Genomic DNA, 14,683 nt, shown 5'->3' on the forward strand with positions numbered 1-14,683 from the left:
ATGAACCCCGGTCCGTCCACCCGCTTCGGCCTGGTCGCCGCCGGTGCCCTGTCCACGGTCCTGCTCGCCGCGTGCGGTGGCGGCGGCTCCGGCGCCTCCTCCGACTCCTCGGGAGAGACCGCCGAGGGCTACCCCGTCACCGTCGAGACCCTCTTCGGCGACGTGGAGATCGAGGACCGCCCCCAGAACGTGGCCGCGCTCGGCTGGTCCGACGCCGAGACCGCCCTCGCCCTCGGCGTACAGCCGGTGGGTGTGGCCGACTGGCAGGACTACGGCGGCGCCGGCGTGGGCCCCTGGGCGGCCGACCTGTTCGACTCCGAGCCCACGCAACTGGGCACCATGGAGCCCAACATCGAGGCGATCGCCTCCCTGGATCCCGACGTCATCCTGGACACGCGCTCCGACAACTCCCAGGACCGCCACGACCTCCTCTCCCCGGTCGCGCCCGTCGTGGGCCCGCCGCCGGAGGTCGAGGTCACCTACGGCACCACCTGGCAGCAGCAGACCCGCCAGGTCGCCCAGGTCCTGGGCGAGGAGGAACGCGGCGAGGAACTGGTCACCGAGTTGGAGGGCCGCTTCGAGGAGCTGCGCGGCGACAACCCCGAGTTCGCCGACCTCACCATCGCCGTGGGCGCCTACTTCGACGGCCAGTACGGGGCCTACGTGCCCGGTGACACTCGGGTGGACGTCCTCACCGAGCTGGGCTTCGAGTACAAGCCGGAGCTGGTCGAGATGGCCGACGGCGCCTTCTACACGGACCTGAGCGCCGAGCTCGTGGAGGAGCTGGACGCCGACCTCACGATCGTCTTCCCGATCGGTGACGCCGAGACCACCGCGTTCCTGAAGGAGGACCCGGTCCTCCAGGGCATCGGCTCCGCCGAGGCCGGACGCCTGATCGTCCTGGACGATCCGGAGCTGGCCAACGCCTTCTCCAGCGGCTCCACCCTGGGCATCAACCACGCGCTGGACGAGATCGTACCGATCATCCGGGACACCCTGGAGGGCTAGGGACCGCCGCCGCCATGACGGTCCATGGCGGCGAGGTGTGCGTATCCCGACTGGGGCGCCTTCGCCCTGATGAAGCGCTGATCGTCTGATCCGCCCGAGGACGGCGGCACGTCGTCCGTCCCACGAGGGGCCGGGGTTCACCCCCGGCCCCTCGTGTCGTTTCCGGGCACTACCGGTACCCGAGTGCGCCGCCCAAGCGCCTAAACCACACTCATGTTTGCCTAAAACCCTTAGGCAAACATAGGATCGCTTTCGGAAACGAGGAGGATCCCCATGGCAAGGGCAGGACTGACTCCGCAACGCCTCACACGCGAGGGCGCCGAACTGGCCGACGAGGTCGGCTTCGACCAGGTGACCGTCTCGGCCCTGGCCCGGCGCTTCGACGTCAGGGTCGCGAGCCTGTACTCGCACGTGCGCAACTCCCAGGACCTCAGGACGCGGATCGCCCTGCTCGCACTGGAGGAGCTGGCCGACCGGGCCGCCGACGCCCTGGCGGGCCGGTCCGGGAAGGACGCCCTGGTCGCCCTCGCCAACGTGTACCGCGACTACGCCCACGACCACCCCGGCCGCTACTGCGCCGCCCAGTTCCGACTCGATCCGGAGACGGCGGCGGCCAGCGCCGGAGTCCGGCACGCACGGATGACACGGGCGCTCCTACGCGGCTACGACCTCGACGAACCGGACCAGACCCACGCCGTCCGCCTTCTGGGCAGTGTCTTCCACGGCTACGTCTCCATGGAGATGGGCGGCAGCTTCAGCCACAGCGCCCCCGACACCCAGAAGACGTGGTCACGGACGCTGGACGCCCTCGACCACCTGCTGCGGACCTGGCCCGCCCCGAACGACACAACCCACGGATGACACCATGCGCACCGGACACCACTGGACCACCACACCTCTGAGCACGGAGTTCCTGCTCGGCGCAGCCGAATGGGAGCACACGGAGCGCGGGCTGCTCCCGCACCGGTTGCCCGCGCGGGCCCGCGCCCAGAACACCGACCCGCTGCTGGCGCTGGCCGAGTCCCAGCCCTCGGGTGTGCGGCTGCTCCTGCGCACCCGGGCGACCGTGATCGAACTCGACGCCCTGCCCACCAAGCGGGTCTACGCGGGTCTGCCCGCGCGCCCGGACGGGGTGTACGACCTGCTCGTGGACGGCCGACTCACCGCCCGGACCACCGTGTCCGGCGGCGACACCCTGACCTTCGACATGGCCACCGGCGCCGTGGACCACCGGCCCGGGCCCGTGGGCACCGCCCGTTTCACCGACCTGCCCGACCGTGTCAAGGACGTGGAGATCTGGCTGCCGCACGACGAGTCCACGCGCCTCGTCGCCCTGCGCACGGACGCTCCCGTCGAGCCCGTACCGGACCGGGGCCGCCGGGTGTGGCTGCACCACGGCAGCTCCATCAGCCACGGTTCCGACGCGACGAGTCCGACCTCGATCTGGCCCGCCGTGGCGGCCGCGAGCGAACCCGTGGACCTGGTCAACCTGGGGCTGAGCGGCAGCGCCGTGCTCGACCCGTTCACCGCCCGCGCGATGCGGGACACCCCGGCCGACCTGATCAGCGTGAAGATCGGCATCAACCTGGCCAACGGGGACCTCATGCGGATGCGTGCCCTGGGTCCTGCGGTGCACGGTTTCCTGGACACCGTCCGCGAGGGACATCCCGACACACCACTGCTGGTCGTCTCCCCGATCCTGTGCCCCATCCAGGAGGACACCCCGGGCCCCGCCGCCTTCGACACCGAGGCACTGCGGGCCGGTCGGAAGCTGTTCCGGGCCACCGGCGACCCCAAGGAAGGCGCCTCGGGGAAACTCACACTCTCTTCGATCCGGGAGGAGCTGTCCCGGATCGTGCGCGAGCGTTCGGCCGAGGACCCGCACCTGTCCTACCTTGACGGGCGCGACCTCTACGGCGAGGCGGACCACGCGGAGCTGCCACTGCCCGACCGCCTCCACCCGGACACCGCCGCGCACCACCGCATCGGCACCCGGTTCGCGGAGCTCGCCTTCGGCACCGGCGGCCCCTTCGCCCCGGCCACCGGCGCCGCCTGACGACGGGGGCGGACACGGCGGACCGGGACGGACCGGAGCGGGCCCGGCGAGCTATGCTCGCTGGGCCCGGCGGATGTGGGGCGGGCAGGAGATCCGCCCCGTCCGTGTCCGACGACCGAGCCCGCGCGTCCCGGGTGGCGCGGCCGAAGACCCACAGGAGTCCTCCCGTGACCTCACTCCCCGACCTCGACACGATCGTCTTCGACGTCCTCGGAACCATGGTCGACGAGCCCGACGGGATCAGGCGCGGCATCCGCACGGCACTGCCGAACACCGACGGCGAGGAGGTGGAGCGGCTCCTCAAGGTGTGGTCCGAGCACGTCGAGGGGCGCCAGCGCGAGATCGTCGCGGGTGGAGTCCCCTACGTCAACGGCGCCGGGCTCGACCTGGAGGCTGCCGCGCACGTGGCGGCCGCGGCGGGCATCGACGACGATGAGGCGGTCCTCGATCTGGCGAACGCCGCGCTGCGCCCGGACCCGTGGCCCGACTCCGTGCGGGCGCTGGAGCGGATCGCCTCGCGCTACTCGGTGGTCGGCCTGTCCAACGCCAGCGGTGCCGCACTCACCCGCATCAGCGCGCACGCCGGGCTGCGCTGGCACCGGGCGCTCACCGCCGAGGACGCTCGCTCCTACAAGCCCCACCCGGACGTCTACCGGCTGGCGGTGGCGAACGCGGGGTGTGCTCCGGAGCGCCTGCTGATGGTCGCCGCCCACGCGTGGGACCTGCGCGGCGCGCGTGAGCTCGGGCTGCGGACCGCCTACGTCGAACGCCCGGGCGGGGACCCGCCCGTCGAGACCGACTCCTTCGACCTGACCGCGAGGAGCCTGGACGAGCTGGCGATCCAGCTCAACGCCGTCTGACCCTTTCACCGGGGCCGATCCGCCCGTCGGTGGTCCCGTGCCCACGAGTTCGAAAGAACCCGTGGGCACGGACCACTGGCGGGCCTTTCGTGTGTCCGGTCGGCTCCCCTTCTCCGAAAGTGGACGCGAGTGCCCAAGTCTGCGCTTAGAATGAAAACCGTTTTCATATCCACTCGTTCTCCGCCCTCACAGGAAGGGAGATCGGATGCGGCACGCCCCCGCTCCCCCCGCTCCCCTCACCGCCCCCGTCGACCCCGGTCCCGAACCCGCCCCCCGGGTCCGCTGGCTGGCCACACCGGCGGGCACCACGACCGCCGCCCTGGTCCTCACCCTCGCACTGGTCGTCTCCGCCGTCCTGGCGATCGGCCTCGGCTCGGCGGTCATCCCCCCGCAGGAGACCGTCCGCTACCTCTGGGCCGCTCTGAGCGGCGGCACCATCCAGGCCGACGAGCTCACGCGCTACCAGGTCATCTGGCAGATCCGCACCCCCCGGGTCCTGCTCGCCGCCATCGTGGGCGCCGGGCTCGGCGCGGTCGGCGTGGCCGTCCAGGCGATGGTGCGCAACCCCCTCGCCGACCCCTACATCCTCGGGGTCTCCTCCGGGGCCTCCGTGGGAGCGGTCCTGGTCGGAGTCCTGGGCGTCTCCGCCCTGGGTGTGCACGCGGTCTCGGCCGGGGCCTTCGCCGGGGCCCTCGCGGCGACCCTGCTCGTCTACGCCGTCTCCTACTCGCGCATGGGCGTCACCCCGCTGCGTCTGGTCCTGACGGGAGTGGCGCTGTCCTTCGGGTTCCAGGCCGTCATGAGCGTGATCGTCTACCTCGCCCCCAGCAACGAGGCCACCAGCACCGTCCTGTACTGGACCATGGGCAGCTTCGGCGCTGCCACCTGGGGTTCGTTGCCCGTGGTCGCGGCCGCCGTGGTGCTGGGCGTGCTCCTGCTGCGCTCCCGGGCCCGCTCCCTGGACGTGACGGCGCTGGGCGACGAGACCGCCGCCAGCCTCGGGGTGGACGCGGACCGTCTGCGCCGGTGGTTGTTCGTCCTGACCGCCGTCATGACCGGCGCGATGGTGGCGGTGAGCGGCGCGATCGGGTTCGTCGGCCTGGTGGTGCCGCACATCGTGCGCATCCTCGTGGGCGCCGACCACCGCAGGGTGCTCACTGTGGCGCCCTTGGCGGGCGCGGCGCTCATGGTCTGGGTGGACCTGGTCTCCCGGGTGGTGGTGGCCCCACGTGAGCTCCCCCTCGGCGTGATCACGGCGCTGGTCGGCGTGCCGGTGTTCATCGCGCTGATGCGCCGTCGCGGCTACCTGTTCGGAGGACGATGATGGACCTGCGCATCGACGATCTTTCCGTGGACCTGGGCGGAGCCCGAATCGTCCGGCGGCTCACCCTGGACGTCCCCGACGGGCAGGTGGTCGGGCTCGTCGGGCCGAACGGCTCCGGCAAGTCCACGGCCCTGCGCTGCGTGTACCGGGCCCTGGGCCCCAGCGCGGGGCGCGTCCTGCTCGACGGCGAGGACCTGACCTCGATGAGCCCGCGTTCGAGCGCCCAGCGCGTCGCGGCCCTCACGCAGGAGAACGGGAGCGACCTCGACTTCACGGTCGAGGAGCTGGTCGCGCTGGGGCGCACACCCCACCTGCGCGGGAACCAGCCGCTGAGCGCCAGGGAGCGCGCTCTGTGCCGGAGTTCGATGGAGCTGCTGGACGTGGCGCACCTGGCCGGGCGCGGCGTGCTCGAACTCTCCGGCGGTGAGCGCCAGCGGGTCCTCGTGGCCCGCGCCCTGGTGCAGGAGCCGCGCGTGCTGGTGCTGGACGAGCCCACCAACCACCTGGACGTGCGCCACCAGCTGGACCTGCTCTCGCTGCTGCGGGACGTGGGCGTGACGGTGCTGGTGGTCCTGCACGACCTCAACCTGGCCGCCTCGGCCTGCGACGTGGTCGGTGTGCTCTCCGAGGGCGCGCTGGTGGACGCGGGCACGCCCGAGAAGGTGCTCACCCCCGCCCTGCTCCGGGAGGTCTTCGGCGTGGAGGCCACCGTGGTCCCCCACCCCCTCACCGGCGGCCCCCAGCTGCTGTACCGGCTCCCACCCTCAAGGAAGAACTCCCGATGAATCCCCGAATCCCGCTCCGTCCGCTCGCCCTGGTCCCCCTCGTGACCGTCTCGGTCCTGCTCGCCGGTTGCGGCGCCCAGGTCGAGGGCGTCTCCGAGGCCGGTGCCGGACCAGTCACCGTCCAGCGCTGCGGTGAGGAGGTGGAGTACACCACGCCGCAGCGGGTGGTCGCCTACGAGGGCGGCAGCGCGGACAAGCTGTTCGCGCTCGGGCTGGTCGACCACGTGCACGGCTACGTCATGCCCCCGGCCAACCCGCCGGTCGAGGAGTCGCCGTGGGCCGAGGACTACGCGGCGGTCGAGTTCCTCAGCGACGACCTGCTCAACCGGGAGCTGGTGGTGGACGCGGAGGCGGACCTGGTGGTCGCGGGCTGGAACTCGGGCTTCAGCGACCAGCGGGGCATCACCCCGGAGATCCTCGACGGCATCGGCGTCCAGAGCTTCATGCACGCCGAGTCCTGCTTCAACTACCCGGGGCACCCCGAGCGGGTGACGCCGTTCGAGGGGCTGTACACGGACCTGGAGCGCATGGGGCGGATCTTCGGCGTGGAGGAGCGCGCCACCGAGCTGGTCGAGGGCTACCGGGAACGGGTCGCGGCGGTGGAGGAGCAGGTGCCCGAGGGTGACCCGGCCAAGGTCTTCCTCTACGACTCGGGCACCGACCAGCCCTTCACCGCGGGCAACCAGGTCCCGCCGCACGACATCATCGAGCACGCCGGGGGCGCCAACATCTTCGGTGACCTGGAGCAGCGCTGGACCCAGGTGGGCTGGGAGTCGGTGGTGGAGGAGGAGCCGGAGGTGATCATCATCCTGGACTACGGTGACCAGCCCGCCCAGGAGAAGATCGACTTCCTCACCTCCTCCCCCGCCATGGCCGGGGTCCCGGCCGTGACCGAGGAGAACTTCTTCGTGCTGGACTACAACGAGGGCATCTCGGGGCCGAGGAACATCGACGGCCTGGAGAAGTTCGCGGAGTACCTGCGCGAACTGGACTGAGGACCCGACGGGGCCGCCCGGAGGAGTCCGGAGCGGCCCCCTCAGTCAGGTTCCGGAGGAGGAGACGGCGGGGTTACGCGGCGCTCCGAGGTCAGAGGCTTGCGGTGCTCTCGTCGCGGAACCTCCGCCCCAGCTCGAAGAGACGGATGAGGTGGCTGGCGAACCGCACGGTGTTGAACGCCTCCGCCATGTCCTCGCTGAGGGTGATCTCAACGTTCGCCAGACGATCGGGGCTCAAGCGGACCCGCATTCCCAGTTCCTCGTCGTCGATCACCAGGAATTCGGGGGTCTCCCGGTCGAAGTCCTGAACCGGCAGGCCAGCGGCACGCAACAGGTCCCGGATGGTGGCGCAGTAGCGCGCGAACTGCTCCGAGGACAGGACCTGAGGGTCCTCGTTGTCGACGGAGGTGTCGATCTTGTCCCACTCCTGGGCAACAATGGGGGTGGGGATGTGGACGTCGTTCATCGGCGTTCCCTCCTCGAAGGCCGCCCGAGGTGGGGCGAAGAGGCTGCAATCTCAGTACCCCACCCCGGGCGGCTGTCTCTTTTGAACGGCCCAGTCGGTAGCTCTCTGCGATCTACCCTGGACATGTTGTCAACAGTGACACGGCTCACGTAAGCTACGCAAGAAGTTGAGGCATATATGCGCGAACTTTTGTGAGGAACCCGTGGCAGCGAAGAGACAGGTCACCCTCCGAGCCCAATGGATCGGTAAGACCTTCAAGGAGCTGCGTCAGCGCAACGGCATGACCATGCAGGAGGTCGCCGAGTACCTGGGACGCGATCAATCGTCGCTGAGCAGGTTCGAGGCAGGCATACATCCACCGCGCAAGGACGATGTGGTCGCGCTCATGGACCTGTTTGGAGTGGATGAGGAATCCCAGCGCCAGGCCACCCTCCACATGGTGGGTGAGGTCTCCAAGACAGGCTGGTGGGAGAAGCATGCCAAGGATATCGGCGGCGGCTGGTTCGTCGACCTCCTCTGGCTTGAGGAGCGTGCCGAACACATGCAATTGTTCGGCGTCGCCGCGGTGCCTGGGCTACTTCAGACATCTGGCTATGCGGAAGCGTTGATCAAGGCGGATGATCCCAAGGCTGCGAAGCAGCAGGTGAAGCGCTGGGTGGATCTCCGAATTCAGCGTCAGCAAGTGCTCGATCGTGAGAGCCTGACGATTTCCGTTGTCATTGACGAGGCCGTGTTGAGACGTCCAGTCGGTGGACCCCAGGCCATGGTGAGCCAGGTGGCCCACCTCGCCAACCAAGCCCAGCGGGACAACATCGACATCAGAGTCCTGCCTTTCGCTGCTGGAGCGCACTGTGGTGGTGCGGGGTCCTTCAGGGTCATTCGTATGGCTGAACCATTTCCCACGGTTGCTCACATCGAGACCCCTGCCGGTGTTCTCTTCGCTGAATCAGAAGGCGCTGAGGAACTGGTTGACCGATACGATCGCCTGCACCAGGGGAGTCTTGACGCGGAAGCATCAATGGACTTCCTACACATGCTGGAACGGGAGTTGCGATGAATCGGGACACGTCGACCGTTATTAGTTGGCGCACAAGCAGCTACAGCTCTGACACTGGTGGGCAGTGCGTCGAGGTGGGCTGGCACATCAGCAGCCACAGCCCTGACGGGGGACGCAGCTGCGTCGAGGCGGGCCCCTTCCTGGACGAACCCCAGCGGTTCGCGGTACGCGACTCCACCCAGCGCGACCTGGGTTACCTCTCCTTCCCCTCCCCCGAGTGGTCCGCGCTGCTGCGCGTCTCCTCGTCCTGAGCCCTGTTCCGGGCTCTGACCACGGTCAGAGTCTTCCCCCACGTCAGCCCGGGAGCTGCTCCGCGCTCCTCGTCCCCACATGCCGAACACGCGCGATCCCGTTCCCGGGAGAGCCATACATCCCTCCCGGGAACGGCAGATGAGGGGTGTGGCGGTCACACGTCCGGCTGGGCGAACCAGGAGAGGACCGACCTCTTGTACCCCTCCGGCATCGTCAGACGGGGTACCTCGTCTTCGGTGAACAGCCCGGCTTCCTTGTGCTCGCTGGAGACCACGACCGGGGCGTCCGAGTCCACATGACAGCCGTAGGTGACGATGAAGACGTGCTTGTCGACCTGGGTGATGTGGTACATCCACGAATCGAGGATCTGCGCCACCGTGACCGGCCAGCCCGTCTCCTCCTCGATCTCCCGAGCCAAGCACTCCTCCGGGGTCTCCCCCAGTTCGATCTTTCCGCCGGGGAGCTCCCACTCGTCACGCTCGTTGCGCAACAGCAGTACCCGCCCGTCACGGACGACGACGCCTTTGACTGAGACGGGGAACGTGCGCGGTGTATAGGGGGCGTCGGACACGGGAGGGCTCGCTTTCGACATACGGGCTCGATGGTGGTGAAGCTAGCAGGCCTCAGAGATTGCCACGGGCCGCATCGCCTGGCACACGTGAATCTGGGTGGTGCGTACGTGACGACACCTCCCCTTCCAGCCGAGATCGATGATCCCTTCGGGCGGCTCCGAGCCGCCCGGCCTCCTGGCGCTGGTGGAAGAGGAGAGCTGAGCTGGACACCCGGGGGAAACACTCGGACCCCTGAACGAAACCGGATGTCCGAGATCTCGGACGCTTTCTCCTCTCAAGCCCGGGTGTCCCGCGTCACTTTCTGCTTCGATTCCGGGAATACTCCCATTTCAGAGGCAGGAGGAGCCCCCCGTGAGCGACAACGCGACCGCTTCGAAGGCGGCCGGGACGTGGCGCCTGGTCGTCTACAGCGGTATCGGCATCTTCATGTTCTTCGTTCCCGTGACCGTCGGGGACCGGAACGCCATCCCCCTGGACCATCTGGTCGCCCTCCTCCAGACCGCACTCGGGCCCGCCCTGCCCTACGTGATCTGGCTGGTCATCGCGGCCGGGACGGTGGTCCCCTTCGCCACCGGAGCGTGGCGGCACAGCAGGGTGAAGCTGGTGTTCGCCCTCCTGAACATCGTGGGCCTGGCCGTGGCCTCCATGGTCGTCCTGGACATCGGCCCCGCATGGTTCATGGGCGACGACCTCGCCCCCTTCCTGTTCAACGCCGTCGCCGTCAACGTCGGACTCCTGGTCCCGGTCGGCGCGGTCTTCCTGGCCATGCTGGTCGGCTACGGGCTCATGGAGTTCGTCGGCGTCCTGCTGCAACGCGTGATGCGACCCGTGTGGCGCGTCCCCGGGCGCTCGGCCGTGGACGCCGCCGCCTCCTTCGTGGGCAGCTACTCGCTGGGCCTGCTCATCACCGACCGCGTCTACCAGTCCGGGCGGTACACGGGCCGGGAGGCGGCGATCATCGCGATCGGGTTCTCCACGGTCTCGGTCACGTTCATGGTGGTCATCGCCAACACCCTGGACCTGATGGGGATCTGGCTGACCTACTTCTTCCTGACGTTCTTCGTCACCTACGCGGTCACCGCGATCCTCGTGCGCGTCCCCCCGCTGAGCCGTATCCCGGACGACCACTTCCCGGGGGCGACGCCGCAGCCGGAGGAGGAGGTCACCGGGAACCGCCTCGGCCACGCCTGGAAGGAGGCCCGAGGGGCCCTGCTCGCGGCGCCGTCGCTGCCGCGCAACCTGTGGGTGAACTTCGCCGACGGGGTCCGGATGAGCATGTCCATCCTTCCGTCGATCATGTCCGTGGGCACCATCGGCCTGGTGGTGGCGCACTCCACCCCGGTCTTCGACCTGCTGGCCTACGTGTTCGTCCCGTTCACGTGGCTTGTGGGGCTCTCCGACCCCATGCTGGCCGCCAAGGCGCTCTCGGTGGGGATCGCCGAGGTGTTCCTGCCCGCGACCGTGGCCGCCGGGTCCGAAGACCTCGTGCTCCGCCTGGTGGTCGGTGTCGTGTCGGTGTCCTCGATCGTCTTCTTCTCCGCTCTGGTCCCCTGCGTCCTGGCCACGCGCATCCCGCTGACGGTGGGGCAGCTCGTGGTGATCTGGTTCCAGCGGGTCATCCTCAGCGTGCTCATCGCCGGTCCCCTGGCCTACCTGCTGGTCGGTCTCTGACCGCAGGAGAGCAGGTTCCCTGACCGCGAGGGAGCGGTGGCTCTGGCGAAAGTCACGGGAACCGTTGAGGCGCGGTCGGCCCGCACCGGTCGGAACGGTTCCGCACGTGGTTCCTCCCCGGCGGAATTCGTTCCAGCGGTACGCCCAGGGCCCGCAGGAAGCGGCCAAGCACGTCCGGTCGCCACCTGTGGGCCCTGGATCGCGTCCACGCGGATGGACACGTAGGCCCCGTCAGGACGTGGTTCCTGAACCGACGAGTGTGGTCGCGGGGAGTGGGTCGAGCAGTCAGCCGACGACACAACCGGTCGTCGGGAGTAGGGCGTTTTACCGCCAACGGTTGTTGCCACCACCAGTGTTCGCGCTTTGGCCACCGACCATTTCCCACATCGTGATGACTTCTTGCAACCAGGGAAGATGTGACTGGTCGTCGACCATACAACAGGACCGCCCCGCGGGGAAGTGGTTGACAGCGCCTCGATCGTACAGTTAATCTTCCCCAGAAAGCATTGGGAGCGCTCCCAAGTTCCCATTCGATTCTCACGTGAATTGTTTACCCCGCCGCAACACCCCCTCAACTGATAAATTCACACTCCGCATCCTTTCCCTTCACCCCCCAGGCCGCAGCATCCACCCCCGCAGGCACGCCGCCACGCCTCTGATCTGAATTTATACAGCCGACGGCGACAGAGTCACGAGGTGCGCTATCGGCACAGGCAGAGGCCCCGGCGACCCATGCGCGAACACCCCTACGGTCTCACCTCCGAAGCAAATCCCCCATTACCCACAAGGTGAGCCAACCACTCTTGCACCTACCGCTCGCCAATCGAGGCAGACGTGGTGTCTTTTCCGGACAACCCAAGCCTTTTTGAAACGGGTCATCACATGTCACGCAACATTCTCGTAACCGGTGCCAGTGGAATGTTGGGCAGTCGGGTGATGCGGGCGCTCCGCACAGGAGTTCCGAAAGATACGCAGTTCCCGGAAACTGTGAACACTGTCACGGGTTGGTCGTACCGCAACGACGCCCCAGGGCTGCACAGAGTCGACGCGACGTCCCCGGAACAGGTCAACCGTTACTTCGCCGACCACACTCCACAGGTGTGTGTGCACTGTGTCGCCGCCCCCGATGTCCAGGTGTGCGAGCGCGCCCCGCACACGGCCCACCTGCTGAACGCCAAGAGCACCGAGAACGTGGCACTGGCATGCGAACGGTACGGCGCCAAGCTCGTCCACATCTCCACGGAGTACGTCTTCGACGGATCGGCCAGCGACGGGTACCGCGAGGACGACACCCCCGCTCCGCTCCAGACCTACGGCGAGACAAAACTCCTCGGAGAGCAGCGCGCCGCCCTGGCTCCCGGTGCGCTCACGGTCCGCCTGCCCGTGCTGTACGGCGATCCGGTCCCACACCGCGCCCCCACCTGGCTCGAAGCCATGCTGGAGGCGTTGGGCCAGGGCCACTCCGTCGACCTCGACGACCACTACGAGCGCCAACCCACCTGGAGCCACGACGTGGCCGCGATCCTGGCGCGCGCCATCGCTGACGACCTCACGGGGGTCCTGCACGTGGCCGCGCAGGAGGGCGCCACCAAATACGAGTGGGGGCGGATCGTCGCCGAGGCCGCCGGACTGTCCCCGGACCTGCTGCGCCCCACCCAGCCTGCCCCCGGCGGGGTCCTCCGGCCCGAACGTCCCTGGCTGCGCACCGAACGACTGGAATCCCTCGGCCTGCTGCCGCCCCCCGGGATCCGCCGACGAGCCGTCGACTACCTGCGCTCGACGGGGTCCCGACTGCGGTCTTCCCACTGAGGGCGCAGGCGTCCCGGACGTCCGGCGGAACCACTCGCAGAAGGAGATCTCTCGTGGAAGCCATCGTGTGCAGCACCACGTGCCGACGACACTCCAAGGCACCCGTCGGGGTGGTCGACCGCGTCCGCGGCGCTGTCCTGAACGGCACTCTCAGCCGTGTCAGCGTCCTGGCCTCCGAGGCCGCCGCAACAGACAACGAAGCGCCGACCCGGTGGTCCGGTGTCGTGGAATGGACGGTCCCGGCACTCGAACGGCAGCGCGGCTGGCTGCTCGCGGCCATCCTGCGCCGCGGAGCCGGAAGCATACTCGTGCTCGACTGCGCCTGCGACATCCGGCGCGGTACCGTCGAAGGGTTCGCCGAGCTGGCCGACACGACAGCACTGGTGACCGGGCGCCCCGACGACCCCGGCCGCCCAGCCGCCGCCACGGCCGCGACCCGTCGCGAAGGTCGGCACCTGCGACTGGAGAGCTTGTTCCGGTCGGATGGGCAGTGGCCCACAGAAGACACCCGAAGACCCATGGACTACCTCGGCGCCCTGCTGGTCGGCGGTGCGGCGGACCGCGTGCTCCTCGCCGACATACTCGAAGCCCGTTCCGGGCACCACCGCGATGCCGCCTCCCTTTCTCCCTGGCACGACGCGCTCGACTCCCTGGCCCGACGTACCCGAGTCCTGTGCGCGGAGGTGGCCCGCGACGTCCACGGGGATGAGGCGGTGATCGGGGAGCGGCTGGCCGGGGGTTCCCACGCCCGCACCTACCTCCGTCTGCCCAACGACCACGGCAACAGAACGGTCCGCAAAGAGGCCACCGGCGTCGGCCTCGGCAAACTCAACGACGAGATCGAGTGGCTGCGCGGCCTGGAACCCGACGCCGGCCGGCACTTCGCCGACGTCGTCGCGCACCGGGTCGAGCCCGGCCGCGCCTCCATGGACCTGAAGTTCCACCGCCTACCCACCCTGCGAGGGCTCATCCTCAGCGAGGAGATCGACGCCGATGAGGCGGCCCTGTGGACGCGCCGAGTCCTCGCCTCCCTCCGCCGCGACGTCTACCCCGGCGGTTCCAGGCCGACCCCCACCGACTACGTGCGCCGCACCCACCTGAACCGCGTCGAGACCAGACTGGCCGAGACCGCCGCCGCGCTGCCGGACCGGCGCACGCTGTGGAACTCGGACACCCTCCTGATCAACGGTGTCCGCCTGCGCAACCCGGGTGCCCTCGTCACCGAGCTCGCCCGCGACGGGCAGGCGCTGGGCATGCTCACCCCGAACCGGCTGGTTCGTACGCACGGCGACCCGCACTTCGACAACGTCCTCATCGACCGACCGGGCCACCGGTTCGTGCTCATCGACCCCAGGGGCAACGCGGGCTACGATCCGGCCTATGACCTGGGAAAGGTCTGGCACTCCGTCAACTCCCTGTACGACCTGATCCACGGGGGCCACGTGGAGGCCTCGGCAGGCAGGGACGGCATCGACTACGCGTTCACCTCCCCCCGTCTCGTGGCGTTCTACCAGCGGGTCCGCGACCGCGTTCACGCATGGCTCACCGCGTCCGGCTGGCATCAGGACGACCCGCACTGGATGCTGAAGGTCCGCCTGGCCGAGGCCGCCCACATGTGCAGTGTGATGCCCTTCCACATCGCCCACGACCAGCGCGAGTCCGTCGCGCTCGCTTGCTACGCGCGCGGGGTGGAGCTGTTCAACGCGCTCCACCGTGACCTGGTCGCCGCCCGCCCCCGACCCATCCGGGCCAGGATCCGGGCCGAGCCCCGGCGAGCGGCACTCGTGGACCGCTCCTCCGGCTGACCCACCGTCCAAGGCAACAGACC

General features: G+C 69.1%; 14 protein-coding genes. 12 read left to right on the forward strand and 2 right to left on the reverse strand.

Annotated features, from left to right (window positions below):
- From BDW27_RS20410 to BDW27_RS20440, 7 genes are all read left to right on the forward strand, one after another.
- Window positions 1–1,008 (forward strand): ABC transporter substrate-binding protein, encoded by a 1,008-nt coding sequence (locus BDW27_RS20410; RefSeq protein WP_110051090.1) that lies wholly within the window; start codon window positions 1–3, stop codon window positions 1,006–1,008.
- Between the two features lie 273 nt (window positions 1,009–1,281).
- A complete protein-coding gene (locus BDW27_RS20415; RefSeq protein ID WP_110051091.1) occupies window positions 1,282–1,869 on the forward strand; it encodes a TetR/AcrR family transcriptional regulator in 588 nt (195 codons plus the stop codon).
- Window positions 1,870–1,873: 4 nt separating this feature from the next.
- Window positions 1,874–3,064, forward strand: coding sequence for a GDSL-type esterase/lipase family protein (locus tag BDW27_RS20420; RefSeq protein WP_110051093.1), 1,191 nt, complete (start codon window positions 1,874–1,876; stop codon window positions 3,062–3,064).
- Window positions 3,065–3,231: 167 nt separating this feature from the next.
- On the forward strand, window positions 3,232–3,924 hold the full coding sequence (locus tag BDW27_RS20425; protein WP_110051095.1) for a haloacid dehalogenase type II: 693 nt from the start codon (window positions 3,232–3,234) through the stop codon (window positions 3,922–3,924).
- Between the two features lie 205 nt (window positions 3,925–4,129).
- The gene (locus BDW27_RS20430; protein ID WP_110051097.1) at window positions 4,130–5,248 is read left to right on the forward strand and encodes an iron ABC transporter permease; all 1,119 of its coding nucleotides are present in this window, start codon (window positions 4,130–4,132) and stop codon (window positions 5,246–5,248) included.
- On the forward strand, window positions 5,248–6,033 hold the full coding sequence (locus tag BDW27_RS20435) for an ABC transporter ATP-binding protein (RefSeq protein ID WP_110051098.1): 786 nt from the start codon (window positions 5,248–5,250) through the stop codon (window positions 6,031–6,033). The genes BDW27_RS20430 and BDW27_RS20435 overlap by 1 nt, the downstream gene beginning before the upstream one ends.
- Window positions 6,030–7,028 (forward strand): ABC transporter substrate-binding protein, encoded by a 999-nt coding sequence (locus BDW27_RS20440; protein WP_017547136.1) that lies wholly within the window; start codon window positions 6,030–6,032, stop codon window positions 7,026–7,028. Before BDW27_RS20435 ends, BDW27_RS20440 begins: the two co-directional genes overlap by 4 nt.
- A gap of 91 nt (window positions 7,029–7,119) precedes the next feature.
- Here the strand turns inward: BDW27_RS20440 and BDW27_RS20445 are convergent, their stop codons facing one another.
- Window positions 7,120–7,494 (reverse strand): hypothetical protein, encoded by a 375-nt coding sequence (locus BDW27_RS20445; protein ID WP_110051100.1) that lies wholly within the window; start codon window positions 7,492–7,494, stop codon window positions 7,120–7,122.
- 202 nt (window positions 7,495–7,696) lie between these two features.
- Here BDW27_RS20445 and BDW27_RS20450 point away from each other — a divergent pair, with 202 nt between their 5' ends.
- On the forward strand, window positions 7,697–8,551 hold the full coding sequence (locus tag BDW27_RS20450) for a helix-turn-helix transcriptional regulator (protein ID WP_017547134.1): 855 nt from the start codon (window positions 7,697–7,699) through the stop codon (window positions 8,549–8,551).
- The gene (locus tag BDW27_RS20455; protein WP_110051102.1) at window positions 8,548–8,802 is read left to right on the forward strand and encodes a DUF397 domain-containing protein; all 255 of its coding nucleotides are present in this window, start codon (window positions 8,548–8,550) and stop codon (window positions 8,800–8,802) included. Before BDW27_RS20450 ends, BDW27_RS20455 begins: the two co-directional genes overlap by 4 nt.
- 155 nt (window positions 8,803–8,957) lie before the next feature.
- Here the strand turns inward: BDW27_RS20455 and BDW27_RS20460 are convergent, their stop codons facing one another.
- Window positions 8,958–9,395 carry an NUDIX domain-containing protein gene (locus BDW27_RS20460; protein ID WP_370446537.1) on the reverse strand — a complete coding sequence of 146 codons (438 nt, stop codon included), beginning with the start codon at window positions 9,393–9,395 and terminating at the stop codon, window positions 8,958–8,960.
- Between the two features lie 331 nt (window positions 9,396–9,726).
- On the opposite strand from BDW27_RS20460, the gene BDW27_RS20465 reads away from it, so the two are divergent.
- From BDW27_RS20465 to BDW27_RS20475, 3 genes are all read left to right on the forward strand, one after another.
- Complete coding sequence (locus BDW27_RS20465) at window positions 9,727–11,046, forward strand: YjiH family protein (protein ID WP_110051106.1); 1,320 nt, start codon at window positions 9,727–9,729, stop codon at window positions 11,044–11,046.
- 882 nt (window positions 11,047–11,928) lie between these two features.
- The gene (locus BDW27_RS20470; protein ID WP_110051108.1) at window positions 11,929–12,855 is read left to right on the forward strand and encodes an SDR family oxidoreductase; all 927 of its coding nucleotides are present in this window, start codon (window positions 11,929–11,931) and stop codon (window positions 12,853–12,855) included.
- Window positions 12,856–12,908: 53 nt separating this feature from the next.
- Window positions 12,909–14,660, forward strand: coding sequence for a phosphotransferase (locus tag BDW27_RS20475; RefSeq protein ID WP_110051110.1), 1,752 nt, complete (start codon window positions 12,909–12,911; stop codon window positions 14,658–14,660).
- The last annotated feature ends 23 nt before the right edge of the window (window positions 14,661–14,683 follow it).

The organism is Nocardiopsis sp. L17-MgMaSL7 (assembly GCF_003182025.1).
Taxonomy (GTDB): Bacteria; Actinomycetota; Actinomycetes; order Streptosporangiales; family Streptosporangiaceae; genus Nocardiopsis; species Nocardiopsis prasina.